This is a genomic window from Marinobacter denitrificans, from assembly GCF_008795955.1.
Classification (GTDB): Bacteria; Pseudomonadota; Gammaproteobacteria; order Pseudomonadales; family Oleiphilaceae; genus Marinobacter; species Marinobacter denitrificans.
Genome location: NZ_VMHN01000001.1, coordinates 1315705 through 1337666 on the forward strand (window position 1 = coordinate 1315705; position 21962 = coordinate 1337666).

Genomic DNA, 21962 nt, shown 5'->3' on the forward strand with positions numbered 1-21962 from the left:
CCCATGAAGACTCGACGGACATCCCTGACAGTGGTTCTGGCCGCGCTATGCCTGTTCGTGGGCGGTGCCCGGGCGGAACTGGTCATCATTGGCCATCACGGTGGCCCGGATACCATCACGCCACAACAGGTGAAAGATATTTATCTGAACCGCAGCTCACGCTTGCCCGACGGTCAACGTGTTGTGGCGTTTCAGTTACCGGCGGGCAACAGCATGCGGGATGAGTTCAATGAATTGATCACCGAACGCAACGATGCCTGGCTGAAGTCATTCTGGTCACGACAGGTGTTAACCGGAAAGGGGCACCCGCCGAGGGAGGTGTCCTCGGCGAATAGTATGAAGAGCGTGGTGTCATCCACCCTGGGCAGTATCGGCTATCTCGATTCTACCCTGGTGGATGATTCGGTGAAGGTCCTGCTGACCCCGGAGCCTTAAAAGCCGCGGGGTACAGTCTGAGCTTCGACGAATTCGAACAGGCCTTCCAGGCCGCCTTCGCGGCCGATGCCGGACGCCTTCATGCCACCGAAAGGTGCTTCTGGCGTGGGGCCGGTCCCCGTATTCCAGCCACAATGACCAAAGCGCAGCCCGGCAGCCACTCGCTGGGCGCGCTCCGCGTCTGCGGTGAACACATAGGACGCCAGTCCGAACTCGGTGTCGTTACCAGCCTCGATGACCTCTTCTTCACTGCGGAAGGTGGCCATGGGAACCAGCGGGCCGAAGGTTTCCTCACGGGAACAGCACATATCCCGGGTAACACCGGAAATCACCGTTGGCGGGAAGAACAGGTGGCCTTCGCCCAGATCCCCCGGTTTCTTGCCAGCGACCAGTTCGCCGCCCTTCTCGAGTGCATCCTCGACGTGGCGCTTCACCTTGTCGAAACCGGCCTTGTTGATCAGCGGGCCAAGGTCAACGTCTTCCGCCAGGCCATCACCTACTGTCATACGGTTTACCCGGTCCGCCAGCTTCTGTCCGAACTCACCCACCACCTTTTCGTGGACAAATATCCGGTTGGCACAAACACAGGTCTGGCCGCCACCACGGAATTTGTTGGCAATCAGGTTATCGGCGGCCGCATCCAGGTCGGCATCGTCGAAGACGATATATGGGGCGTTACCACCCAATTCCAGTGCCAGCTTCTTGACCTGGTCGGCCGTATCCAGGATCAGCTTGCGGCCCACTTCCGTGGAGCCGGTGAAACTGAGCATGGGCACATCAGGGCTTTCACACAGCACCTTGCCGATCACGCTCGCTTTGCCCATCACCAGGTTCACCATGCCATCTGGCAGGTCTACATGTTTGTCCATCAGTGTAAACAGCGCAATCATCGTCAACGGTGTTTCACTGGCCGGCTTGATCACTGAGGGGCAGCCAGCTGCCAGGGCGGCAGACAGCTTCTTGGCAATCATGCCAATGGGGAAGTTCCAGGGGGTGATCAGCCCGGCAACGCCGATGGGACGGTAGTGCACAGTCCAGGTACAATCCTTGGGCTTTTCCGTCAGCGTGTGGGCGTCCAGTGCCTGGATATGTTTGGAACAGTAATCAAAGAAACCGGCAGCATAGTCCACCTCGCCCTGGGCTTCCTTAAGGGGTTTGCCGTGCTCCATACACAGGATGCGACCCACTTCCTCTTTATTGTCCTTGAGCGCATCGCGAATATCTTCCAGCCATTTACGCCGGGTCTCAATCGTGTAGGGACTGGTCAGGCGAAGGGCGGATTTGCCAGCTTCAACGGCGTTTTTCACCTCACTTTCCGACATAGACGCCACACCGGCAATTACCTTGCCCGTGGCCGGATTATAGACATCGAAGGTGTTTCCGTCCGGGGATTCAGTCCAGCGACCGCCGATGTAGCCAGTCAGCTTGGGAAGCAGTGGTGACTCGATCATCTCGGCTCCTTTCAATAATGTATAAATTCGGGTTTGCGTCAGTGTGATATGTCTCTCATAGTGGATGCAGAAACCGCTACTGTAAAGTCAGACAAAGGTGTTTTGACCAGCACCCGCGGACGCCTATACTCGAACAATGTCATTATCAGGAGGTCGGACCATGAAGGCGTTTTTTCATCCCTCACAGGATCAGCATCTACCGAAGACCTACTTTACTCGGGGCCAGATGCGCCAGCCACAGGAGGTCCCTGATCGCACCGGGCAAATGCTGGAGGGGCTGAAAGCGATGGGGGTTGCCGTGTTGCAGCCGGCTGACCAGGGCGCCGGGCCCATATCCCGGGTGCATGACCTGGGCTACCTGCGTTTTCTTGAGTCCGCTCACCGCCGCTGGTCGCAGATGGAAGACTGGGGCGACGAAGTGATTTCCAATATCTTTGTGCGCTCACCCAATGCCCTTAAAGGTATTTTGGCTGAAGCCGCCCGCTACCAGGCCGACGGCAGCTGCCCGATCGGAGCGCATACCTGGGATGCGGCCTACTGGTCTGCGCAGACCGCCCTGGGTGCTGCCGATGCCCTGATCGCTGGTGAGCGAACTTCCTATGCGGTCTGTCGTCCCCCGGGGCACCACGCTCGCAAGGATGCTGCCGGTGGCTTCTGCTACCTCAACAATGCTGCGATTGCCGCAGAACACATGAAGTCCCGCTTTCCGCGAATCGCCATACTGGATACCGACATGCATCACGGCCAGGGCATCCAGGAAATCTTTTACCACCGCAACGACGTCCTCTACGTGTCGATTCACGGCGACCCCACCAATTTCTACCCGGTGGTGAGTGGCTATGAGGATGAGCGAGGTGAAGGCGAGGGGCTTGGTTACAACATCAACCTGCCCATGCCCCACGGCTCGTCAGAGGAGGACTTCTTCGCAAAACTTGAGGAGGCTCTGGCCGCCATTCGCCTGTTCCAGCCGGATGCACTGATACTCCCGCTCGGCTTCGACATCTACCACAATGATCCTCAGGCCAAAGTATCGGTCTCTTCAGAAGGATTCTGCCGCCTGGCCACCCATATCCGCCAGACCGGCCTGCCCACACTGATTGTGCAGGAAGGCGGCTATGACCTGGAAACCCTGAGCGAAAACGTGCAGCAGTTCTTCAAGGGGCTGGAGGGGTAAGGAATCAGTAAGCGGGGGCGTACACCTTGATGTTGGTGTGGCCCTCGGCTTTCAGGTTACAGGCGTGCATCCGGCTCATGGTGCCGCGGTCGCAGTACAACAGGTACTGTCTGTCGGCCGGGAGAGTCCGGATGCGTTCACTCAGTTCGTAAAAGGGAATCTCCACCACCCGATTACTGGTCAGGTGCAGCGGTGACTGCTCGCCTTCCGACGGGTGGCGCACATCAATAATTACATCGCTCACCTCCGGCGTATGGACCAGTTCCACTTCTTCAGGGGTGGTGGTGGTTTCCATCAGGCGGTTGACCGGTGTGTCCCCGCGGCTTGCAATGGCCTGCTCCAGCACCTGCGGATCCATATTGGCCTCGTCTTCCTCAACACGATGAAGCTTCGCCCGGGTTGCCGGCTTGCGGGAAATAACCCCACAGTATTCTGGCATGGTGCGGGCGAATGGCTCTGTGCCGATCTCCCGTGCGATATTGATAATGGCTTCCTTGTCCATGGAAATCAGCGGCCGCAGCACCACCTCGCTACTGGCCCGGTCGACCACGTTGAGGTTTGACAGGGTCTGGCTGGAGACCTGAGCTACTGCATCGCCTGTGACGAGGCCGGTCGCGTTATTGATGACGGCAATCTCTGAGGCAGCCTTCAGCATCTGACGCTTGAGCACCACGCCCCAGTGACGCTGGTTGACCGAGCGCATGATTTCTTCTACCACACCCTCGAAAGGTACGGAAATGAACTTGGCACCGTGAGAAGCGCCGTAGCGATCCCAAATGTAATGAACCACCTGCCGAACACCCAACTCATGGGCAGGGCCACCCAGTCTGAAGAACAGGAAATGGGACCTCAGCCCCCGGCGCATCATCAGGTAGGCCGCCACAGAGGAGTCATAACCCCCGGAGATCAGGGTCATCACCGTTTCTACGGCCCCCAATGGATAGCCACCGGCACCGCGGTGTTTGCGGTGGGCAATATGATAGTCCTGGTCCTGGATCTCAATACGCACCTCGACTTCAGGCTTGCCCAGGTCAACACCTTTTGGTGCGGAGGCTTCAAACAGCGCGGAGCCAACGAAGCGTTCAAGGTCGATAGATCGAAAGTCATGATTTCCGTGACGGCGCACCCGAACCGCAAAGGTTTTGCCCCGGATACGCTCGGCAAAGGCCGCCACCGCCTTTTCCGCAACATCGTCCATACTTACCCATGGAAAGACGCCGATTTCCTGGATCGTGGAAATGCCAGGGATGCGCCGGAGCTCTTCGATAACAGGGCCCGCCAGGCCACGGTCATCGGGAATCGCCACATCCACCCGGTCCCAGGAACCTTCAACATGGATGTCATTATCAAGGCGTGTAAGCAACTTGCGAATATTCTGGCGCAGGTGCCGCATCTGCTGTCTGCGAACGGGCTTGCTCTTGATCGCAACTTCAGGGGCAGGACGGATAAGAAGTTTCATAAATCGGACGTCTGTCGGGTGGCGTATTCACGTTAAAGTGCTTAGTGTAACGGTTTCACTGCATGCCTCAAAATCAGGCATTCCCGAAGCTGGTTATAATCAGACAAAAAGGCATCAATATGATTGCAGGGTGCCCGCGAAATATTCAGGAGTTTCACCGTTCATGACCGAATCCACCATCAATGCCCTGGTCTCCCCTGAGGGCAGCCTGGAAATCCTGTCCACTTTTGAAGTCAATCGTCTCAAGGATAAAAGCGAGGGCGGTCTCTACCGTCTCTTCCGGCAATGCGCGCTGGCCGTGCTCAACACCGGTGTAGAAACCGATGACTGTAAAACGCTGATGGAAGCCCATGCGGATTTCGACGTTCGGCTGGTGCCTCAACCCCGGGGGCTGAAGCTGGAACTGGTCAACGCCCCTGCCCACGCATTTGTGGACGGGCAGATGCTGCGCGCTATCCGCGAGCACCTGTTTTCGGTATTGCGGGATATTATTTATTCGTATTCCATTCCCCAGTCAGCCTCCGGACTGCGCCGGGATGATCCCGAAGGCATCACCAACCTGATTTTTCACATATTACGTAATGCCAGGGTATTACAAGCCGGCCGGCACCCCGACCTGGTGGTGTGCTGGGGCGGGCACTCTATCAATGAACGGGAATACCAGTACAGCAAGGAAGTAGGCCACCAGCTCGGCCTGCGGGGGCTGAGCATCTGTACCGGTTGTGGCCCCGGCGCCATGAAAGGCCCGATGAAAGGCGCCACCATCGGCCATGCCAAGCAGCGGGTAAAAAACGGGCGCTATATCGGCCTGACGGAGCCAGGCATCATCGGTGCCGAGGCCCCGAACCCCATCGTTAACGAACTGGTCATCATGCCGGATATCGAGAAGCGTCTTGAAGCGTTCGTTCGCACTGGACACGGGGTGATTGTGTTTCCGGGCGGCGTAGGCACCGCCGAGGAAATCCTCTATCTGCTGGGCATTCTGTTACATCCGGACAATGCGGACCTGCCCTTCCCGGTGGTCTTCACCGGTCAGCCGGAAAACGCCGAATACTTCGAGATGATTGATCAGTTTATCCGCAACTCGCTGGGAGACGAAGCTACCAAAAAATACGAGATCATCATTGATGATCCGGCACGGGTGGCGCGCACCATGAAGCAGGGAATGAAAGATGTGGAAACCTTCCGCCGGGCCATGCAGGACGCTTACTACTTCAACTGGATGCTGAAAATCGACCCGGTGTTCCAGCCGCCATTCGAGCCCACCCATGAAAGTATGCGGGCGCTGGAGCTGCATCGGGACCAGCCGGTTCACCTGATTGCGGCCAACCTTCGCAAGGCATTCAGCGGCATTGTGGCTGGTAACGTCAAGGAAAGTGGTATACGCCAGGTGCAGGAATACGGCCCCTTCGAGATTGCGGGCGACCCTGCCTTGCTGACGCCATTGGCTGCCATGCTCAAGGAATTCGTGGCCCAGAACCGGATGAAGCTGCCGGGCTCGAGTGCCTACGAACCCAGCTACCGGATTGTCAGTGGAGCAGCGCAGGCCACTCCCTGACAATAGCGGGGCAGACTGTGGCGGGGGATTATTTCCCGCCGTCTGCCGGCAAGCTGGCGTAGTAGGCTGCCAGGTTGGCGATATCCTCATCGCTCAGGCCAGTAGCCTGGCCTTGCATAACCGCAGACTGCCCGCCGCTACGCTGCTTGTTCTTGTAGGCCTTGAGGGCGGACACAAGATACTGTTCGTTCTGCCCGGCCAGGTTAGGATAGCCAGGAATGGCCGCGATGCCATTCTTGCCATGACAGGCAGCACAGACTGCTGCTTTGGCTTTGCCTGCCTCAGCATCGGCAGCCATTGCACCAGCCGGCAAAGCTGCACCCAGTGTAAACAGAACAGCAATGGTGTGGTATTTCAGTTTCATTGGTTTTACCCTCTCATCGTTTCGGGATCCGACAGATATCTGAAGGATGAAATCTGGACAAACTTATAGCACACACAAACTAAAGCTCAAATGCGATAAATCAATGCGCCAGCTATAGGTAAGTAATACCAGATACGTAACATCGCGCCCATTACGGCAACGTATTTTCAGCGGAGAAGTGAACATGCCCATTCAGGTTCAGGAAATTGAATGCAGGGAAGGCTCCATTGGCCAGATCATTCTGGACGCTCCCGGCAGCCTGAATGCACTTTCGGGCTCAATGATTCAGGAGATTCAGCGTACGCTGGACCAGTGGGCCAGCGCCAGCCATATCTGCATGGTTATATTCCGCGGAGCCGGGGACCGTGCATTTTGCGCCGGGGGCGACATACGCGAGCTCTATGGCGAGCTGTCCGGCCCTGAAAACAGCGAGGTTGCGGCCGGCTTCTTTGCCCGTGAATACCGTATGGATTACACCATCCACCGCTTCCCCAAACCGGTCATCACCATTGCTCACGGCGCAGTGATGGGCGGCGGCATGGGCATTCTTTCCGGCTCCCGCTACCGGGTCATTACCCCGGATGTCAAAATGGCCATGCCCGAAATCTCCATTGGCCTGTTTCCCGATGTAGCCGCCAGCTGGTTTCTCAACCGCTTGCCCGGCCGGCTTGGCCTGTTTATGGGTCTGACCGGCGCCAGGTTGAATGCCACCGATGCTCTGCGAGTGGGGCTTGCCGATATGGCCATTCTCCCCGAGCAGATCGATTCCCTGATGAGTCGTCTGCAGGAGGAACGCTGGACCGGGGACTCCGCCGCTGATGACAACCGCCTGTTCCGTCTCATCAAACAGCTGGAGCACCCGGACTACCGCGCACTGCCGGCCAGCGATCTGGCCCGTCATGAGCAGAGCATCGCGACGCTCAGTGCCGGAGAAGATCTACCGGAGATCGTTGACAACCTGCTGTCCGCAGATATCGACAGTGACTGGTGGAAGACATGTATGGCCAGCCTCCGTGGCGGCTGCCCGGTAACAGCCTGGTTGGTGTGGACCCAGCTCAAAAAGGCACAGCAGATGTCCCTGAAGGACATCTTCAGGATGGAACTGACCATGGCAACCCATTGCACCCGGCGGCCAGACTTGCGGGAAGGCATCAGGGCCAGGCTGATTGAAAAAGACAACACGCCCCAATGGTCATTCAGCACGGTGGCCGAGGTGCCTGAAAGTGTTGTCGAGGAACACTTCCTGCCAGAACTGGACGACAGCAACGACCCCATGAACCTGGACTGAAAAGCTCCCGTCAGATTTCAGCACCGGCCTGGATCAACAGCATTTCCAGGTCCCGGTTGTTGCTGGCGCGGGCCAGATCCAGTGCTGTCTGTCCGTTCGAGCCCCGGTAATTCACATCCGCGCCCGCGGCGAGCAACATCTCTGCGGTCAGCAAATCCCCGCCTTCCACAATATGCATCAGTAATGAACGCCCATCCTGACTGACGTTCACATTGGCGCCCGCTGCCAGCAGTACCTTGACCACTGACAGATGACCATTACGCGCCGCCCGAATCACGGGCGTGGTGCCTTCGCTGTCTTTGGCATTCACCCTGGCGCCGGCCGATAACAGCAGCCTTACCAGACGGCGATGCCCCTCCTCTGCCGCAATCATCAGCGGCGTCACGCCATCTGCCGCTGCGCGATCCGGGTCAGCCCCTTCGCTGAGCAGGAACAACGCGATGCGGTCCTCGCCGGCTTTCACAGCAGCTGTCAGGGGTGTGCCTTGTTCTGTCAGCGTGTTCAGCGACGCGCCCCAGGATGCCAGAGACTCCACTTTATCAAGATCGCCGCTGCTGACTGCGGCCATCATCGGTGTATTGGCCACTGATGACTGGTGTTGCTCGAGATTGGAAGGATCGTCCCTTGTGGCACAGGCCGTGGCAAGCACAGTGGTGAGCAGCGAAAGCAGGAGTTTTGGAAGGATGGAGCCGGTTCCCTGGGCCATGATATTTCGGTCTCTGTTGGTTCATTCTTGCAGGTATTCTGGTCAGTAACCGGGCAGAATTAAATCGAGCTGTTCACAAGTCAGGCCTGTTTATCAAACCCACCACTGATCAGATCCCCCGCAAGCGTCCTCAAACCGGCCTCGCCAGCCTTCCGCCCCGTACAAAAACCTCCCTCCCTGAGCACGTCCCACGAGTGATTCTGCAGCACAGCTTTCACCCACAACAGGGCACAGGCATGCCCCTGAAGCCGGTTCGCAACGCCGCCCTGCAGCGTCAGTCGTTTCAACGCAGGCAGGGTCAGCTGGAAACCCCGGTGCCCGTACGCGAAGGCTTCCAGTTCAATGCGCTCCTGATCCGTCAGTGGCAGTGCTGCTGGCAGGTCTGCAGCGATTGCCAACACCAGTTGCGGCGAAAGGCCGGCCCAGACCGCCGGCAACATGGTCGGCCATTGCTCGGCAAATCTGGCGGACAGTCGCCGTTGTGCGGCCACCCCCTTACCACTCAGCCCCTTCAGCATCTGCACGGCGTACTCGCCAGAGCTTGCCTCGCGACTGATACCCAGCCTTACGGTGGCGAAGCCGGACGAGTGCCAGAAAGGCAGGAGATCCTCCGCAGCGCCATAGCTGGTGCCAATAGCGTCGAGCTTCAGAGCTCCGGCCCTGTCGGTGGCGCTATTCAGTAACTGCCTGCCGATTCTTTGCCTGCGATACTGGCCTTGAACAGCCACCCTCACCACTCTCAGTATGCGCAGGGTGGCCGCGTCCAGATCACCACCATGATTGGCCAGGGACTGGGGCAGCAGGTGGCCTTTCAGTCGCCGCTCGCCCCGCAACACCTTCCGGGCAAGGGCAGGCTCGAGATTCCCCTCGATCGTTGCCCAGAGTACGCCGATGATGTCACCCCCCTGTCTTGCCACGAGGGTCACAGCGTTGGGGTCATCCATCCACTGACGCAGGTCGCCGGGCGTGGTTCGATAGTGGGCATCGACCAACAGGCCAAAGGCCTGGGAAAGTTCCGTCTCTGTGGCATGTTCCGGCTGCCATTCGTCAAACGAGAGCTCACCTGCCGGCCCTGCCCCCTGCGCCTCTGCATCGAGCAGGAACAGACGGTTGATCAATGGTTCCAGGGGATCCTGCGGCGACCAGCGTACCGGGTGCGCCAGAGTCAGCGATTGCCAGTGGGGCGTTTCCCGGTCCAGAACCCTGTGGAACCGAAGCTTGAACCCCCGCCCTGACCCTTCATAGCCATGCACCGTAGAGGCAAATACCACCCGCGGCCAGCCAAGCAGAATCTGCTTCAGCAGGGGGGCCGGGATGGCGGCAGCTTCATCCACCATAACCAGTTCCGCCTCCGGGCGAGTGGCCAGGAGATCGTCCACCGGAAACCACTCAAGGCTGGCGCCGGAATCAAGGTAAAGGGCAGTCTGCCCGTGATATTCAACGCCAGCCTGTTCCGCCGCATGACGGAACAGGCTGGCAACGTTGTCTTTACGGGGCGAGACCACGGCTATACGGTTGCGCCCGCCCTGCAGCAAACGGACCGCGCCCATGCCCATCGCAGCCGATTTACCACGGCCACGATCAGCAATGATAACCAGTGGTCGCCTGCGCCGGCCTTCGCCGGTACGGGCAATAGCGTCGATGGCCTGCTTCTGATCTGGAGTACCGGCTACCATGAATGGCGTCTCAGCAGGCTTTACAGAGGGCAGTACGGGCCGGGGCCCGGCGTTATCGGATAACAACCGAATAACTGGTTTATTGTTCGCGACGATATGGGCCATCCGCGCCATAAATGGATGGTGACCTTCAGCCGGAAGTCCCATCCGGGCATAGTCAGGATCGGCAAATGTACCCCATTCTTCCAGCTTCGGCATCAGCCAGAAAAACAGCCCACCGGCCGACAATGTACCCGCCAACGCCGCAAAACTGTCCGGCGGATTGCCCTGCCAGCCATCCCAGACTACGCAGGCCAGCTCCTGCCCCAGCCAGCGTCGCCCTTCAACCGCTTTAATTGATGTCAGTGAGGGTGCGGGCTGATCATCAACCGGTCCCGTCCAGACCCCCGGTGAAACCGACAATGCAGGAAGTAGTGAACCCAACCACTCAAGTGAGGCATCACGCTCACCCTCCACAAGCACCAACCGCCTCTGCCCCGCGGCACGAAGGTCGGCTTGCAGCTTTTGCCAGTGGAGCAGTTCAGGCCCGTTCATACGGTCTCTCGGCGCCACCCGGTCAGCTCAGGTCCATGGAATGACGTTTGAGATCTTCCAGTCTGGAATATTTAAGCGCCGAGCGGTGAGTGGCCCTCAGCTTTACCCGAGGCGCACAATCTGCCTCAAATGCTTCCTGCCAACGGGACGCACACAGACACCAGGAATCGCCCTCTTTCAAGCCGGGGAAACCAAACTCCGGCCGTGGCGTGCTGAGGTCATTACCCGTGGCACTGGAAAACTCCAGAAACTCATCTGTAACAACGGTGCATACAACATGCGCACCCAGGTCGTCCGGTCCGGTATTACAACACCCGTCCCGATAGAAACCGGTCTCCGGGTCCGTACCACACACTTCCAGGCTCTCGCCCAATACATTAACCGGTTCGGCGGTTGAAGCCATGATATCGATCTCCTTAGTCAGAATGAGGGTTTGGATGGTCTCTTCCAAAACTGTGCGGAGCCATGGATGGCGGAGCCCAAGCGCCACATGGATGTGCTTGAGCGTGTTTTGGAAGAGACCATCCATACCCTCCGGCACCCAACAAGCGATATATCCCCGATAAAAAGCACAAAACCAGAGGGATTATGCGGCACCAGTATCAGCACTACCAGCCGCCGGGTACAATACCGCCCATGCCGACCCCACACCAAACGCAGACCATGACCGAGCTGCCGGATTATCTTACCAACGAACAACGAGCCATCATCACCGCCGGCTTTGAGCATGTGGTGATCACGGCCGTCGCGGGCAGTGGGAAAACCTCGACACTGGCCTGGCGTATCCGCTACCTGCTGGAGCAGGGCCACGACCCCAACCGCATGCTGGTATTGATGTTCAACCGCAGTGCGCGGGTGGACTTTGAACGTAAGCTCCAGGAGGTAACCCGCAACCTCGGCCTGGCAACGCCGGAAATTCGCACCTACCACGCCATGGGCCTGCGACTTTACAGACGCTTTGTGAAGGAAGGATTCCTGCCCGGGTTTTCCGACAAGATCCTTACCGACCAGGAAATAAGCTACCAGGCGTGGCAGCTCACCCGCCGGCTGGCGCCGGAAGACCTGGCGGATGAAATCCGCCGCAACAAGAAAGATTTCGTCGAAACCGCAGTCAATTTTATCGACCTGGTGAAAACCACCCTGTCCCCGGCGGAGATCGTATTCGAAGAGCTTGGCTATTCCGACAAGCACCGTTACCTGATCGACCTGTTCCACAGCTTCGAACAGTGGCGAAAGTCCCAGAGCCGGATCAGCTACGCCGACATGCTCTATGAGCCTGTGATGGCCATTCACCAGAACCCGCCGCTGCAGCGGTTGGTGGGCAACAAGATGGATCTGATCCTGGTTGACGAATACCAGGACACCAACGAAATCCAGCACCTGCTGCTGAGATACGTGGCGGGGGACAGGGCGCGGGTCACCGTGGTGGGCGACCCGGACCAGACCATCTACGAGTTCCGGGGAGCCAAGCCGGACTTTATCCTCAAGCGTTTCAGCGAGGAGTTCGAAAGCCCGCTGGAACAGACCCTGAGCTATACCTTCCGCTACGGCCACCAGGTAGCGCTGCTGGCCAACCACCTGATCTGCCACAACACCGGTCGCAAGGATGTGCTGTGCCACTCCCATTCCTCTACGCCGGCAACCGGGATCACCCTGCACCAGCAGGAAACCGACAGTGAACTTGTGCTCAGGCTGCTCCAACCCATGGACGAGACGGGGCTTGCCAACACCGCCATTCTGTTCCGGGTCTGGAGCCAGAGCGTGCCCATTGAGCTCAAACTGCTGGCGCGGCAGGTGCCCTATCGGATCGACGCCGGCAAGGGCGCGCTGTTCAGCCGTGAGGTTCAGGCGATAACCAGCCTGTTGATGGTGGTGTCCGGCCTTATTCGCAACCTCCCGGACGAGGACCGGCTCGATATTGCCCGACAGCTGCTTCGTTTTCCCCATGTTGGCCTCAAGGAGCCGGAGCTCGAGCAACTGGCCCGCTTCCTTGCAGGGTTTGGCGATGGCTGGCATGAGCGGCTACTGGCCATGGACTTCGACGCACTCGCGCCCATGGCGGCCAAAAAGCTTCGCAAACTGGGCGAAACACTGGCGCAGCTGGCCAGATTCAAAGGCGCTGTGGCAGATGTGATCACCCGGTATGCGGAAGAAACCGAGCTCTACGAGGGTATCCGCAGTCTCGCCCTGACCCATGAAACCGCCGACGAGCGTATCGAAACCGTTCGCGGCTTCCGGCTATACCTGGCAGGGCTGGATGTCAGCACTGAAGAGGCCATTGAGCACCTGAGGACACTGAAGCAGCAAGCGGGGGAAAACCGTCGCGGCGGCGCTCTGCTATCGACCATCCACCGCACCAAGGGCCTGGAGTGGTCTACCGTGCTCCTCCCCGGGTTACAGGAAAAATACCTGCCCTACAGCCCCCGCGCCCAGGATGACCCCAAAGCCTTTCTGGAAAGCGAACGCCGGCTGCTCTACGTGGCCATGACACGCACCCGGGAACAGCTTCACCTGATCACCCGTCCCTTTGGCGAAAAACGGCACCTGGACGGCGACCAGGGCCCCAGCCGGTTTATAGACGAGCTCTGCTTCCCTCTATCAAAGGAATTCGGGCAGTGGCTGGACGAACGCACCGGTGACTCGGAGAGTGCAATTACAACATCTGCGCCGGTAACCCCTACCGGCACTCGCTACGCGTCACGGATAGGCATTACACTGAACGGTAGCAATGAATCCCGTGAAGACCAGACAGCGCCGCTGTGGGCAAAAACCCGTCTGAGCCACGCCATTTTCGGGGCCGGTTCCGTAGTCGGCGAGGACGAGAGTTCCTTCGAAGTCAGCTTCGACAATGGCGATACCCTTAATTTCAGCAAAAAAAGCGCTCACCTGTATTTCACCACCCTGTCCTAAGAGGCCTGAGTACAATTGCCGATATGTCATTTGCATTCATTCGTTGTTTTTTGAATCCTCTCGCGTAGATTTCACGTAAGTAGGCAACAACACCGCTTTACGAACCCGTTAAGCGCACGCTTTATCAATAATGATAATTGAACAGGAGGTTCTGCATGAACATCATGCGCCCGTTGACCCTTGCGGCCCTTACCGCATCCCTTGCTACACCCGCCCTCGCAGACCGCGAGGAAACGATCTACCTGAACCCCTTCGTCGGATTTCAACTGTTTGATCACAAACGGGATCTCAGTGAAACCGCCACTTTCGGCATAGGCGCGGAATACCGCTTCCATCCGAACTGGGCGGTTGAGGCGGTTTACTCCAATGCCGATGCTGATCGCAAGCATGTGGACGGTAGCAGCGATTTTAACGAGTACCGGCTGGACGGTATCTATTACTTCGCCGGCCAGGACGAGGCCTGGAATCCGTACGTATCGGCCGGCGCCGGCCATGCTGATTTCGGCGACGATGTGCTGGTGGAGCAGACAGCCGGCTCCGATCACGAAGAAACCCGAGTCAATGTTGGTGCCGGTTTTCGTTACAACGTCAGCGATAATGTTTCGATCCGTGCCGAATTGCGTGAATTCCACGGCATAGACGAGAGCACATTTGATACTCAGGCCACCCTCGGCCTGAGCTTTGCTTTTAACCGCACTGTGTCCGAGCCCAGCCCCGAGCCTGAAGACGCCGACAACGATGGTGTTCCCGACAGCCGCGACCAGTGCCCCGGCACTCCGGCTGGCGCCAATGTCGACAGCAATGGTTGCGAGCGCGATGACGACGGCGACGGAATTGCCAACAGCAAGGATCAATGCCCGAACACCCCGGCCGGTGCCAGCGTGAATAATCGTGGCTGTGAACTCGACAGTGATAACGATGGCGTTGTGGACAGCCAGGACCAGTGTCCTGATACCGCCGCTGGCGCCAAGGTGGATGATACTGGTTGCGAAGGCGTAACCGAGACGGTTGAAACCATTGAGCTCAAGGTGCAGTTCCCGACCAACAGCTCAGTCATTGGCGATGCCTATGACAACGAAATTCGCCGTGTTGCGGAGTTCATGCGCGAATATCCGGAAACTAACGTTGAAATTGCAGGCCACAGTGACAGCATGGGCGAGGCAGAATATAACCGCTTCCTGTCTCAGCGCCGCGCTGAGGCTGTTGCCACCCGCCTGACCGATGCCCTGGGCATCAGTTCAGATCGCGTGGAGGCCGTTGGGTACGGCGAAGCCGAGCCAATTGCCAGTAACGACACAGCGGGAGGTCGCGCCGAGAACCGTCGGGTTGAGGCCCGCATTCAGGTTCGTCGTTAAGCGTCGAAGTTGGGTTTTCAGAATCAACCCTCTTGGAAGGCGCCTTCGGGCGCCTTTTTTGTGGCCGGCGTTTGAGTAGTAGTATGCAGCCAGCGGAGTATGCGATGAAACGAACCGTGTTTTTCCTGATTCTCTTGCTCTGCGTTCCGGCTATTGCCTGGGCCCAGGTCTATCGTTGCGACGACAGCGGCGAGACCCGCTTTTCCGACCAGCCCTGCGGAGAGGATTCCAGGCCCGTCACCATTCGTGACAACCAGATTGGTGGCAGTTTTGGCCAGAACCTGCCACCGGAATCAGAAGCGGAGAACACCGAAAAGGAGGAGGAAAAGCGCACACAGCAACAGGCCAAAGACACCTGCCGCTTCATTAACTCCACCGACCTGAGGCGGTACCTCGTGCGGGAACAGGTGGTAAAAGGCATGACTAAAGAGCATGTTCGCAAAGCCTTTGGCCGGCCCCCGGAAACCTACCCCACTCCCCAGGAAACCTGGGTCTACCAGACCAGATACTATGGCAACCTTTACGAGCTGACCTACGTGTATTTCCGCGATGGCTGTGTGGAAGACGTGGTCTACCGCAAACCCTGAGAACTCTGATTGCGGCCGCTCTTCACGGCATCAATCAGCAGGTTGCGGGGCGTCAGCTGTCGCTCACAGAACGTGCCCAGCCGGACGTCATAGCCCTGTTCCTCCAGAAACAACGCGTAATCCAGCACCAGCCAGAGCTCCAGGGGCCTCCGGAACAGGTGGCGAACCAGCTCATGACGACGTACTTCCTGAAATCGCCGGTCACCGTGCCGCTCCCAATGGCCGAAATCCGTTTCTTCGGGCAAATCCAGGCCCTTTTTCCTCGCTGCCCAGCGACAGAAGCCGGCAAAATCACCGCTTATCAGCCTCGACGGGTGCGACGGCACCGGCAAGTAGGTATCACTGCCACGCAGAGACCTTTGCAGCCCGTCAAAACCCAAACGCCAGCGGCTGATCTGGCGGCTTTGCTGTCGCACCCTTTGCGGCGCAGTAACGGTTTCCTGAACGGCCAGTCTCAGGTCCTCCCGCGTCAGTGTCAGCACCTTCGGGCAACCTCCGGCCCGCCGGGAGAGCGGCTGGTAGTCCGGCATTTCCGTAAGGTGATAGCAACAGGGCGAAAAGCTCAGCCGTGGCAAGCCTCCATGCGCCGCCCGCTGCATCAACCGCCGGTGGAGGTCACCACAGGCATGCAAAGCAACGCCATGGACGGTTTCAGGCATCTTCAGCTCGTCCGCCATCACATCCTGACAGTGCAACGTAACGGCATCCCCGAACTTCCGTGCCAGACGGTTACCGTCCTCTACCAGGGCCTGGTTCCATTCGAATCCTGCCACCTTGCCACCGCACCATGGCGAGAGGGTTCTGGCCAGATGGCCCTTACCGCAGCACCAGTCCAGCACATCATGCTGTAACGGCCTGATAGCGGCGACGAAAGCCCCGGATTGCAGGCGCTTGCGACCCGGCATATCGGTGGCTCTGACTTCCGGCAGCGTGCACGGCCCGACAGGCTCGGAGGACAGCGGCGGGACATAGGTCAACGTTTCAAATAACTGCAATGACGGCAACTCCCGTCCCAGCAACCCGGCGAGCGCGCCGGCATCATCGTCCAGCCGCTGGCAATCACGGCCCGAGAGGTTTAACACCCGTTCCGCCAGGTAAGGCCATTTTCGCACCCAGGCAGGGCCGGGGTCGGTAAACGGCGCTGGTTGCCACAACTCACGGTGCTGTGCCAGCCAATCGTTCAGGCGCTGCCATTGCTGGTAAAAAGGTTCAGCGCCGTGGTGTAAACTCGCCGCCGGAGGTAACGTCATGCAACTGGCCTTTGTACTTGTCGAACCGAAGGTTCCCGAAAACGTGGGGGCAGCCGCCCGCGCCCTTTGCACCATGGGCTTTGGCGAGCTATGGCTGGTCAATTCCGACCTGCACACGCGCCCGGAAGCTCACTGGCTGGCCCATGGCAGCGATCATATCCTGGACAATGCGCGTATTTTCCCTGATCTCGCATCGGTAAGAAACTCCGTAGACCTGCTAATGGGCACCTCCGCCAAACCCCGCCACCAAAGGCAGGACTGGCACGAGCCCGCGCAGCTGCGAGATATCATGGCCCGCAAGGGTGCCTCGGTAGCCACTGCCGCCCTGGTATTCGGCCGCGAGGACCGCGGCCTGGCCAATGACGAACTGGCACTGTGTGACCTGCTGACGGGCTTTCCCATGGCCGTGCCCTACCCGTCGTTGAACCTGTCCCAGGCAGTCATGCTTTATGCCTGGGAGCTGTCTGGCCTGGCCTCTGCGCCTACTGAACAATCCCGAACAGAAGCTCCTGACGCCCGACTGGGTGCCCTGCGCCAGCGGCTGGAGAGCCTTCTCCCTGAACTGGATGCGCCTGCGGAGGGCAAGCTGTTCCAGTGGGCGCTCGAACGGTTGCCCTTGCTCAACGAGAGAGACATCGGCTTTGCCCACACCCTCTGTGGAAATATCGAGCGGAAGCTCCGAGAATCGTCCAGCTCGGACCAGTAGGCACCTTTTAGGCAGCCCTTTAGGCACCTCTGAGCTATGGGAGCCGTTGCGGGGGCCTCTCCCAAGATCGTCGAAAACATGGATGTTTTCGTCGAGCGTACATGGACGTATTCACAGCGTATCTTGGGAGAGGCCCCCGCAACGGCTCAGGCACCCAAAGCCCCAGACAAAACACTACTCAGCAAACCGCCCAGACCGAAAAGCATCCAGACACACAGAAGGCTCCTCCCCGTCGACCAGTTGGGCAATCACATCCGCACTGCCCGCCGAAAGCGTCCAGCCAAAAGTACCGTGACCGGTATTGAGAAACAGGTTTTCACGGGGCCCGCGGCCAATAATGGCGGGCCCATCCGGTGTCATTGGACGGAAACCTGTCCAGCTTTCCACGGCTTTTAGGTCGGCGCAGCCCGGAAAACGGGACTCCACGGATTTGCGGATGGTAGCCAGCCGCGCCTCGGGGATGTCACGGTTGAAGCCCGCCAGTTCCACGAAACCGGAGGCGCGCAGGCGATTACCCAGGCGGGTGGAAACCACCTTGTAATTATCGTCATGCACCGTGGAAACCGGGGCCCGGTCAGGGTCTGACAGAGGCACGGTGAAGTTGTAGCCCTTGACCGGATAAATCGGCAGCTTCAGGCCCAGCGGGCGGGTCAGCTGATCCGACCAGCAGCCGGCGCAGATGACCACAGCGTCGGTTTCCAGAGTCTCCGCCTTGCCATCCTCGTTGCGAACGGCCACGCCGGTTATCCGTTGACTGTCCGCGATAAGGTGCAGGGTTTCGGTGTTGTAGCGGATGCTCACACCCCTGGACTCACAGGCGCTTGCCAGTTCGCGGGAAAACAGGTGGCAGTCGCCAGTGCCGTCGGTATCGTAGCTCAGGGCGCCATAGAGTGGCCCACTGCCGGTCATTCCGGGCTCGGCTTCACGAACCTGCTCAGGGGTCAGTAAGCGGGAGGCGATGCCCAGCTCCGTGAGCAATTGGTGAGTCTGACGATAGCCTTCGAGGGCGTCCGGCGTGCTGGCCAGATGGAGCAGGCCCTTGTGGTCGCCGTCAAAGCTCAGGTCCAGTTCCTGCTCAAGGGCCAGAAAGCGTTTGCGACTGTGAATGCCCAGGCGGAGCATGGCGCGCTTGTTCAGACCGAAAAGGCCCGGGGACAGAGCGTAACGCAGGGTGGCGAACATGAATCGCTGGGTTTCTAGGGAGGGCGGCACGCTCATTTTCAGAGGGCCGTCTTTCTTGAACAGCCAGGGTATGGCCTTCAACACCATGGACGGGTCCGCCCAGGGATAAACCACCCCGTAGGAGCGCTGCGCGGCATTGCCCTTGCTGGTCTCGTTTGCCGCGATCCCGTGGCGCTCCAGCACTGTTACCTGATGCCCCCTGCGATTCAGCTCATAGGCCGTAGTCATACCCACTACGCCGCCACCTACAACGATAATGCGCATTTGCCTCTCCGTCTGGTTCACTTTACGCCGTGTTCAGCTAACAGGCGCCGGTACTCCTTCAGCACGCCCTCGTCTTCTCGCGGGTAGTCCGGGGCCAGCCCTTCCAGCTGCTCCGCCAGCACCGCTGCAACGATTGCCCGCGCCTGCGGCTTCCTGTCGCCGGGTACGATAAACCAGGGCGCTTCTTCCGTGTGCGTCGCGGCCATGGCCTCTTCAGCGAACTTTCCGTACTGAGCACGCTTTTGCCAGCCTTCGATGTCAGATTGGTCGAATTTCCAGCGTTTGCGGGGCTTGTCGAGGCGTTTGAGAAGTCGCTCACGGTGCTCGTCCTCGGACAGGTTAAGCCAGATCTTGATCACCGTAGTGCCTTCGTCCACCAGGTGGCTCTCGAAGTTGCGGATAGACCGGTAACGGTTCAGCCAGTTGTAGCTCTCGGGTTCGTGAACCGGCCATACCCGCTCGGCAATGACCGCTTCATGATGACTGCGATTGAACGCCACCATTTCGCCAAAGCCCGGCAGGAACGGCGTTACCCGCCAAAGGAAATCGTGTCGGGTTTCAGCACCCCTGGGCCGGCTGAAGGACCAGGCATGGAAACCGGCAGGGTCGGCGTAGGTGGCCAGTGTCCGGATCAGGCTGTCCTTGCCACTGGTGTCCGGCCCATGGCAGACGACCAATAAGGCCCTGGCCTGGTTGGCCCAGAGCCGGCGCTGGTACTCGCCAATCTGTTCCAGACTGGCTTCCAGTCCCGGCAGCTTCTCATTATCGTCCAGAAGCGTCGCGTAATCCCGGAACGCGGGTTTCTTCGGGTCGAAAAGAAAGGAACTGGCAAAAGCCGATAATTTCATCAGGGTGCTCCATGCAACTGGCTATGGCGGTAATACAGGTCAACAATCGAACAAGCTGATAGACTTGATGGACCAAATGTTCAGAATAGCAGCCATGACCGTGGTTGCATTGGAGTGTAGTACCAGGCAATGAGTAAAAAACGTCGCGAGATTCCCGTATTTGATCATCCGATTATCGAAACCCACTGCCACCTGGATTACCTCAAGGACCGCCCCCTTGGGGAAACCCTGGCCGAGGCACAACGGGTCAATATCGAGCGGGTGATCACCATCGCCGTATCGCCGGAAAACCTGGCGACGGTACGAGAGCTCAGCCAGATTGCGCCCTGGGTCTATGGTACTCAGGGAGTGCATCCCCATGACGCCGAGAAATACTCCGACGCCGCGGAAGAGGAAATCCGCGCCCACGCTGGCGACGCCAAGATTGTGGCTGTAGGAGAGATCGGGCTGGATTATTTTTACGACAATGCAGACCGGAACGTGCAGCGTGAGGTGTTCCGCCGCCAGTTACAGATCGCCTGCGACAAGGATCGACCGGTGGTGATTCATAGCCGTGAAGCCGATGAAGATACCATCGAGATCCTGAGGGAATTCGAGACCACCCTCAAGCGTCGGGGCGTGATCCACAGTTTCACCTCCGGGCCCGGCCTGGCGCAATATGCGCTGGATGAAGGCTGGTGCCTCGGTTTCAACGGCATCACCACCTTCAACAAGGCAGAGAACGTGCGGGACATCGTGCGCATGGCGCCGATCGAACAGATCCTGCTGGAAACCGATTCACCTTTCCTGACTCCCGTACCCTATCGTGGCAAGGAAAACGCACCTTTCTATATTCCTTTTGTCGCTGAAAAAATCGCTGAAGTGAAACAGCTGCCGCTGGAAAAGGTACTGGCAACCACCTACGACAACAGCCTGAGGACGTTCTTCCCGCGTCAATGATCAAACGCATCCCTGTTTCGGCCCTCAGGGTCGGCATGTACATCACCGACCTGAATAACGACTGGATCCCTCACAATACCCAGCGGCGCCGGGGCGTGATCAAGAAAGAGGAAACCATCGAGAGGATCCGCCAGATAGGCGTGGAATACGTTTATATCGATGTTTCCAGGGGCCTGGATTCCCAGGATTCGGAACCGGCCCATGACGTAGACCGCCGCAATGAGAAGGCCCTGCAGAGGGCTGGAGAACTGAGCCCCGGCGTATTCAAGCGGGTCTCCGTAAGCGAGGAAATGGTGTTTGCCCAGCAGGTGCACAGCCACGCCCAGGGCCTGGTAGGCAACCTGATGAACAATGTGAAGATTGGCGCAGCCATCGACATAGCCCCCATTCATCAGCTAGCCGACGAACTCCAGAGCTCCATTTTCCGCAATGCCAATGCCCTCAGTTGCCTGGGTCGCATCCGTGCAAAGGACAATTATCTGCTGGAGCACTCCGTCAATCTGAGTGTGCTGATGTCCCTGTTCGGCAACTACCGCAAACTTCCGGCAGATGCGCTGCACCAGACCATTGTCGGCGCCCTGCTACATGACATTGGCAAGATACTCACCCCGGACGAAATTCTTCACAAACCGGGCCGGCTGACCCCGGAAGAATTCGAGGTTATGAAAGCCCACGCCCGACACTCCCGGGATATCCTGACGGCTACCGAAGGCATCGGCGAGCTGGCCATCATGACAGCAGCAGAGCACCACGAGCGGCTCGATGGAAGCGGCTACCCGGAAGGACTCAAAGGGGATGAAATTTCAGAATACGGGCGCATGGTGGCCATCACCGATGTCTACGACGCCATCACCTCGGACCGGGTCTACCACAAGGGCATGACGCCAACCCAGGGCCTCAAGAAGCTGCTGGAATGGAGCAACGGGCACCTGGACCCGGCCCTGGTGAAAGAATTCATCCGTTGTGTGGGCCTCTATCCCATTGGCTCTCTGGTACTTCTGGAAAGCGGGCGCCTCGGGGTTGTTGTGGAAACCAATGAGGACGACCAACGGCTGCCTGTGGTCCGGGTGATGTATAACACCCGCTTCCGCTTGCCGATTACCGTTGAGAGCATTGATCTGGCAAAGCCCGGCACTCAGGACCGAATTGTGCGATCCGTCGATCCGGAAGAGTACAGGATCGATGTGCGGAAGTTTCTTACCTGACGAACGCCTTGCCTGCACCGGCGCTCTGCTAAGCTCACAGTAACTCCACTTCGAGATTCATACACCCGGAA

General features: G+C 58.7%; 19 protein-coding genes. 10 read left to right on the forward strand and 9 right to left on the reverse strand.

All coding sequences use genetic code 11. The annotated features are described in order from the left end of the window. The first annotated feature begins 3 nt into the window (after nucleotides 1-3). Nucleotides 4-435, forward strand: coding sequence for a phosphate ABC transporter substrate-binding protein (locus tag FO268_RS06110; protein WP_150990760.1), 432 nt, complete (start codon nucleotides 4-6; stop codon nucleotides 433-435). Here the strand turns inward: FO268_RS06110 and FO268_RS06115 are convergent. Continuing rightward, complete coding sequence (locus tag FO268_RS06115; protein WP_150990762.1) at nucleotides 432-1886, reverse strand: NAD-dependent succinate-semialdehyde dehydrogenase; 1455 nt, start codon at nucleotides 1884-1886, stop codon at nucleotides 432-434. The genes FO268_RS06110 and FO268_RS06115 overlap by 4 nt on opposite strands. A 160-nt stretch (nucleotides 1887-2046) precedes the next feature. Between FO268_RS06115 and FO268_RS06120 the strand changes: the two genes are divergently transcribed. Continuing rightward, on the forward strand, nucleotides 2047-3060 hold the full coding sequence (locus FO268_RS06120; RefSeq protein ID WP_150990764.1) for a histone deacetylase family protein: 1014 nt from the start codon (nucleotides 2047-2049) through the stop codon (nucleotides 3058-3060). A 4-nt stretch (nucleotides 3061-3064) separates the two neighbouring features. Here the strand turns inward: FO268_RS06120 and thiI are convergent, their stop codons facing one another. Next, complete coding sequence (gene thiI / locus FO268_RS06125) at nucleotides 3065-4519, reverse strand: tRNA uracil 4-sulfurtransferase ThiI (protein WP_150990766.1); 1455 nt, start codon at nucleotides 4517-4519, stop codon at nucleotides 3065-3067. 163 nt (nucleotides 4520-4682) lie between these two features. Here thiI and ppnN point away from each other — a divergent pair, with 163 nt between their 5' ends. Then, entirely contained in the window at nucleotides 4683-6077 is a 1395-nt protein-coding gene (gene ppnN / locus FO268_RS06130; protein ID WP_150990768.1) for a nucleotide 5'-monophosphate nucleosidase PpnN, read from the forward strand. 28 nt (nucleotides 6078-6105) lie between these two features. On the opposite strand, the gene FO268_RS06135 is transcribed toward ppnN, so the two are convergent. Next, a complete protein-coding gene (locus tag FO268_RS06135; protein WP_150990770.1) occupies nucleotides 6106-6441 on the reverse strand; it encodes a c-type cytochrome in 336 nt (111 codons plus the stop codon). Nucleotides 6442-6625: 184 nt separating this feature from the next. On the opposite strand from FO268_RS06135, the gene FO268_RS06140 reads away from it, so the two are divergent. Then, nucleotides 6626-7729, forward strand: coding sequence for an enoyl-CoA hydratase/isomerase family protein (locus tag FO268_RS06140; RefSeq protein ID WP_150990772.1), 1104 nt, complete (start codon nucleotides 6626-6628; stop codon nucleotides 7727-7729). 10 nt (nucleotides 7730-7739) lie between these two features. On the opposite strand, the gene FO268_RS06145 is transcribed toward FO268_RS06140, so the two are convergent. The 3 genes from FO268_RS06145 to FO268_RS06155 all read right to left on the reverse strand — a co-directional run bounded on the left by FO268_RS06145 (nucleotide 7740) and on the right by FO268_RS06155 (nucleotide 11048). Further along, on the reverse strand, nucleotides 7740-8435 hold the full coding sequence (locus tag FO268_RS06145; protein WP_150990774.1) for an ankyrin repeat domain-containing protein: 696 nt from the start codon (nucleotides 8433-8435) through the stop codon (nucleotides 7740-7742). Between the two features lie 80 nt (nucleotides 8436-8515). After that, nucleotides 8516-10645, reverse strand: a complete 2130-nt coding sequence (locus FO268_RS06150; RefSeq protein ID WP_150990776.1) for a tRNA(Met) cytidine acetyltransferase TmcA — start codon at nucleotides 10643-10645, stop codon at nucleotides 8516-8518. A 22-nt stretch (nucleotides 10646-10667) separates the two neighbouring features. Beyond that, a complete protein-coding gene (locus FO268_RS06155; RefSeq protein WP_150990778.1) occupies nucleotides 10668-11048 on the reverse strand; it encodes a DUF2237 family protein in 381 nt (126 codons plus the stop codon). A 185-nt stretch (nucleotides 11049-11233) separates the two neighbouring features. On the opposite strand from FO268_RS06155, the gene FO268_RS06160 reads away from it, so the two are divergent. From FO268_RS06160 to FO268_RS06170, 3 genes are all read left to right on the forward strand, one after another. After that, nucleotides 11234-13555, forward strand: coding sequence for an ATP-dependent helicase (locus FO268_RS06160; protein WP_150990780.1), 2322 nt, complete (start codon nucleotides 11234-11236; stop codon nucleotides 13553-13555). A gap of 155 nt (nucleotides 13556-13710) precedes the next feature. Further along, nucleotides 13711-14910 (forward strand): OmpA family protein, encoded by a 1200-nt coding sequence (locus FO268_RS06165; RefSeq protein ID WP_150990782.1) that lies wholly within the window; start codon nucleotides 13711-13713, stop codon nucleotides 14908-14910. A gap of 104 nt (nucleotides 14911-15014) precedes the next feature. After that, nucleotides 15015-15497 carry a DUF4124 domain-containing protein gene (locus tag FO268_RS06170; RefSeq protein ID WP_150990784.1) on the forward strand — a complete coding sequence of 161 codons (483 nt, stop codon included), beginning with the start codon at nucleotides 15015-15017 and terminating at the stop codon, nucleotides 15495-15497. On the opposite strand, the gene FO268_RS06175 is transcribed toward FO268_RS06170, so the two are convergent. Continuing rightward, nucleotides 15482-16747 (reverse strand): methyltransferase, encoded by a 1266-nt coding sequence (locus tag FO268_RS06175; RefSeq protein ID WP_150990786.1) that lies wholly within the window; start codon nucleotides 16745-16747, stop codon nucleotides 15482-15484. The genes FO268_RS06170 and FO268_RS06175 overlap by 16 nt on opposite strands. Here FO268_RS06175 and FO268_RS06180 point away from each other — a divergent pair. Then, nucleotides 16746-17453, forward strand: coding sequence for a tRNA/rRNA methyltransferase (locus tag FO268_RS06180; protein WP_150990788.1), 708 nt, complete (start codon nucleotides 16746-16748; stop codon nucleotides 17451-17453). The two genes, FO268_RS06175 and FO268_RS06180, sit on opposite strands and share 2 nt — an antisense overlap. A 174-nt stretch (nucleotides 17454-17627) precedes the next feature. On the opposite strand, the gene FO268_RS06185 is transcribed toward FO268_RS06180, so the two are convergent. Then, nucleotides 17628-18899 carry a D-amino acid dehydrogenase gene (locus tag FO268_RS06185; protein WP_150990790.1) on the reverse strand — a complete coding sequence of 424 codons (1272 nt, stop codon included), beginning with the start codon at nucleotides 18897-18899 and terminating at the stop codon, nucleotides 17628-17630. A gap of 17 nt (nucleotides 18900-18916) precedes the next feature. Then, nucleotides 18917-19747 (reverse strand): polyphosphate kinase 2 family protein, encoded by an 831-nt coding sequence (locus tag FO268_RS06190; protein WP_150990792.1) that lies wholly within the window; start codon nucleotides 19745-19747, stop codon nucleotides 18917-18919. Between the two features lie 129 nt (nucleotides 19748-19876). Between FO268_RS06190 and FO268_RS06195 the strand changes: the two genes are divergently transcribed. Together FO268_RS06195 and FO268_RS06200 are read left to right on the forward strand one after the other, a co-directional pair. Continuing rightward, a complete protein-coding gene (locus FO268_RS06195) occupies nucleotides 19877-20686 on the forward strand; it encodes a TatD family hydrolase (protein WP_150990794.1) in 810 nt (269 codons plus the stop codon). Further along, the gene (locus FO268_RS06200) at nucleotides 20683-21891 is read left to right on the forward strand and encodes an HD-GYP domain-containing protein (protein ID WP_150990796.1); all 1209 of its coding nucleotides are present in this window, start codon (nucleotides 20683-20685) and stop codon (nucleotides 21889-21891) included. Before FO268_RS06195 ends, FO268_RS06200 begins: the two co-directional genes overlap by 4 nt. The last annotated feature ends 71 nt before the right edge of the window (nucleotides 21892-21962 follow it).

Excerpts from the sequence above, each read along its gene's own strand:
- FO268_RS06175 (WP_150990786.1), bottom strand. The coding sequence starts at position 16,747 with ATGACGTTACCTCCGGCGGCGAGTTTACACCACGGCGCTGAACCTTTT.
- thiI (WP_150990766.1), bottom strand. The coding sequence starts at position 4,519 with ATGAAACTTCTTATCCGTCCTGCCCCTGAAGTTGCGATCAAGAGCAAG.
- FO268_RS06145 (WP_150990774.1), bottom strand. The coding sequence starts at position 8,435 with ATGGCCCAGGGAACCGGCTCCATCCTTCCAAAACTCCTGCTTTCGCTG.
- FO268_RS06195 (WP_150990794.1), top strand. The coding sequence starts at position 19,877 with ATGAGTAAAAAACGTCGCGAGATTCCCGTATTTGATCATCCGATTATC.
- FO268_RS06140 (WP_150990772.1), top strand. The coding sequence starts at position 6,626 with ATGCCCATTCAGGTTCAGGAAATTGAATGCAGGGAAGGCTCCATTGGC.
- FO268_RS06150 (WP_150990776.1), bottom strand. The coding sequence starts at position 10,645 with ATGAACGGGCCTGAACTGCTCCACTGGCAAAAGCTGCAAGCCGACCTT.
- FO268_RS06190 (WP_150990792.1), bottom strand. The coding sequence starts at position 19,747 with ATGAAATTATCGGCTTTTGCCAGTTCCTTTCTTTTCGACCCGAAGAAA.
- FO268_RS06165 (WP_150990782.1), top strand. The coding sequence starts at position 13,711 with ATGAACATCATGCGCCCGTTGACCCTTGCGGCCCTTACCGCATCCCTT.
- FO268_RS06180 (WP_150990788.1), top strand. The coding sequence starts at position 16,746 with ATGCAACTGGCCTTTGTACTTGTCGAACCGAAGGTTCCCGAAAACGTG.
- FO268_RS06155 (WP_150990778.1), bottom strand. The coding sequence starts at position 11,048 with ATGGCTTCAACCGCCGAACCGGTTAATGTATTGGGCGAGAGCCTGGAA.
- FO268_RS06185 (WP_150990790.1), bottom strand. The coding sequence starts at position 18,899 with ATGCGCATTATCGTTGTAGGTGGCGGCGTAGTGGGTATGACTACGGCC.
- FO268_RS06160 (WP_150990780.1), top strand. The coding sequence starts at position 11,234 with ATGCGGCACCAGTATCAGCACTACCAGCCGCCGGGTACAATACCGCCC.
- FO268_RS06110 (WP_150990760.1), top strand. The coding sequence starts at position 4 with ATGAAGACTCGACGGACATCCCTGACAGTGGTTCTGGCCGCGCTATGC.
- FO268_RS06135 (WP_150990770.1), bottom strand. The coding sequence starts at position 6,441 with ATGAAACTGAAATACCACACCATTGCTGTTCTGTTTACACTGGGTGCA.
- ppnN (WP_150990768.1), top strand. The coding sequence starts at position 4,683 with ATGACCGAATCCACCATCAATGCCCTGGTCTCCCCTGAGGGCAGCCTG.
- FO268_RS06120 (WP_150990764.1), top strand. The coding sequence starts at position 2,047 with ATGAAGGCGTTTTTTCATCCCTCACAGGATCAGCATCTACCGAAGACC.
- FO268_RS06115 (WP_150990762.1), bottom strand. The coding sequence starts at position 1,886 with ATGATCGAGTCACCACTGCTTCCCAAGCTGACTGGCTACATCGGCGGT.
- FO268_RS06170 (WP_150990784.1), top strand. The coding sequence starts at position 15,015 with ATGAAACGAACCGTGTTTTTCCTGATTCTCTTGCTCTGCGTTCCGGCT.
- FO268_RS06200 (WP_150990796.1), top strand. The coding sequence starts at position 20,683 with ATGATCAAACGCATCCCTGTTTCGGCCCTCAGGGTCGGCATGTACATC.